Raw genomic sequence first — 2,463 nt, 5'->3', positions numbered from 1 at the left:
TTTTCCACGCCGATTCACATGCTTGCCTCTAGCTCGGCGCGTAGGAGCACAGAACCCTGTCCATGGACGACGTCGGCCTCATTCACCACCTCCCGGTTGCGCTGGGCATCGGCCTGTTGATCGGAGCGGAGCGCGAGCGGCGCAAGGTCCACCGTCCGGCCGCAGCGGGGCTGCGCACCTTCACGATCGCTGCCTTACTGGGCTGTGGTGCAGCTCTGATGCCGCAGCAGTGGATGATCGCGATCGTGATGCTGTGCATGACCGCGCTGGCCCTGCTGAGCAGTTGGCGCAGGCGCAATACAACCGACCCCGGCATCACCACGGAAGTTAGCCTCGTCGCCACTACGCTGCTTGGGGCGCTTGCCGTAACTGCGCCGTTGCTGGCGGGGGCTCTTGCGGTGCTGATCGCGATCGTGCTGGCAGCCCGCGATCCGCTCCATCGCTTCGTCGGACAGACGATCAGCGCGGACGAGATTGCGGATATCCTGCTGATCGCCGGCGCCACCCTGATCGTGCTGCCGATGTTGCCGGACCGGCAGATGGGGCCATTCGACGCGCTCAATCCGCATTCGATCTGGATGGTCGTTGTCATGATCCTCGGGATCAACGCGCTGGGCCAGGTGGCGACGCGGCTATTGGGTGCGCGCCTGGGGGTGCCCGCACTAGGCCTCATCTCGGGGCTCGTTTCCAGCTCGGCAACTATCGGGGCCATGGGTGCCTGGGTTCGCGCCAATCCCGCCTCCGCCGCGGCGGGTGCGGCAGCGGCGGTTCTATCGACCGTCGCCAATTATGCGCAGATGGCCGTGGTGATCGAGGCAACGGACCATCGTACCTTTCTTGCTACCATCCTGCCGGTGGGCGCAGCCGGACTGGCCGCACTTTTGTCGGGCGGATGGTTGACCCTCGCGGCCTGGCGCGAGGTTACGGCTGAACCGCCGAGAATGAGCAGGTCCTTCAATCTGCTGATGGCACTGACCTTTGCCGCCACGGTGGCGATCATGCTGATGTCCGCAGCGGCCCTCAGAGCCTGGTTCGGGGATGCTGGGCTTATCGCCGTAGCCGCGATCGGCGGGGTGCTGGACGTTCATGCCGCGGTGATTTCATTAGCGGCACAGGTCGCCGACGGCACGATGGCCGCGCCGCAAGCCATCCTTCCTATCCTGACCGCCTGCACCACCAGTACCCTCGCCAAGATTTTCTTTTCCGCAACGGTGGGAACGCGCGCCTTTGCCGCCCGTGTCATTCCAGCCCAGTTACTGATCATCGGCGCGGCATGGCTGACGGTCTTTGTTGGCTGACACAATGCACCACGTCGGAGGGGTTGGTCCATGCGCGCGCACTTCCCAGCGCCAGTCAAACGAGAGCCGCGGCCCCGGTGAGATGGCGGCCAGGGCTGCCGCGCCGGCGGTCTATATCATCCATGCCAGTGCGCGATGCCGGCCGTCAGGGTTTCGTCAGAAAAGGCTGACAACCACCCTATGCTTTGCGAGGACATTATGAGCAGATTGCGAACCCATCCTGAGCGTCATGCGGTGTCACGCATCGGTTGGTTGCGTGCCGCTGTACTCGGCGCCAACGACGGGATCGTGTCGACGGCCAGCCTGATCGTCGGCGTTGCCGCTTCAGGCGCCGAAAAGTCGGGGATATTGGTGGCTGGCGCAGCAGCGCTGGTCGCAGGCGCGATGTCCATGGCCGCCGGGGAATATGTGTCGGTGAGTTCGCAGGCCGATACGGAGAAAGCCGATCTCGCCCGAGAAGGCGGCGAGTTGGCCGGTCAACCAGACCTTGAGCGCAATGAACTGGCCGAGATTTACGTGGCGCGCGGGCTCGACAAGGACTTGGCGCTTCGCGTCGCTGATCAGCTTATGGCCAGCGACGCGCTGGGCGCCCATGCGCGCGATGAACTTGGCATTTCCGAAGTCGTGACCGCCCGTCCACTCCAGGCGGCGCTCACCTCCGCGGCGACCTTCAGTACAGGCGCGCTCATGCCGCTGGCACTGGTCGCTGTCGCGCCGCGCGCCAGTCTCGTGCCGATCGAGATCGCCGCGACATTGCTGTTCCTCATACTGCTCGGTACGCTCGGCGCATGGGCCGGTGGCGCGCAGCCGGTGCGCTCGGTCTTGCGGGTGACATTCTGGGGGGCGCTCGCCATGGCGGCAACAGCAGGGATCGGGCGGCTGTTCGGGACGGTCGTATAGCCCCTCGTTCTCGTCAGGATTCGGTCAGACAATCTGCCTAGCCCTTCCTTCGGGAAGGAAGAATTGTATGACAAATCTCGCTCAGGCGGACACGTTGAAGGTCTGGGACGCGCCGCTGCGATTGTTCCATTGGCTGCTCGTTCTGGCCATTCTGGTGGCTTTTCTATCGTCCGAAGACGACAGCCCGATCGCCAGTTGGCATATGGTGGCAGGATGGTGCGCCGCTGTGCTGCTGGCGTTTCGCTTGTCAAACGGCTTGCAAAAT

The 2,463-nt window shown here is 64.2% G+C and carries 3 protein-coding genes; all 3 read left to right on the top strand.

What is annotated here, in order from left to right; translation table 11 throughout:
• Nucleotides 1–62: 62 nt before the first annotated feature.
• Complete coding sequence (locus C5708_RS19390) at nt 63–1,298, top strand: DUF4010 domain-containing protein (RefSeq protein WP_086129762.1); 1,236 nt, start codon at nt 63–65, stop codon at nt 1,296–1,298.
• A 198-nt stretch (nt 1,299–1,496) separates the two neighbouring features.
• Nucleotides 1,497–2,198: a VIT family protein gene (locus tag C5708_RS19385; protein ID WP_086130084.1), complete on the top strand. Its 702-nt coding sequence runs from the start codon at nt 1,497–1,499 to the stop codon at nt 2,196–2,198.
• 67 nt (nt 2,199–2,265) lie between these two features.
• Nucleotides 2,266–2,463: cytochrome b/b6 domain-containing protein (locus C5708_RS19380; RefSeq protein WP_347567037.1), on the top strand; the 198-nt coding region annotated here is incomplete at its 3' end.

This window comes from Caulobacter sp. CCUG 60055, from assembly GCF_022750545.1.
Taxonomy (GTDB): domain Bacteria; phylum Pseudomonadota; class Alphaproteobacteria; order Caulobacterales; family Caulobacteraceae; genus PUIC01.
This window is presented reverse-complemented; position numbering and strand designations above follow the sequence as displayed.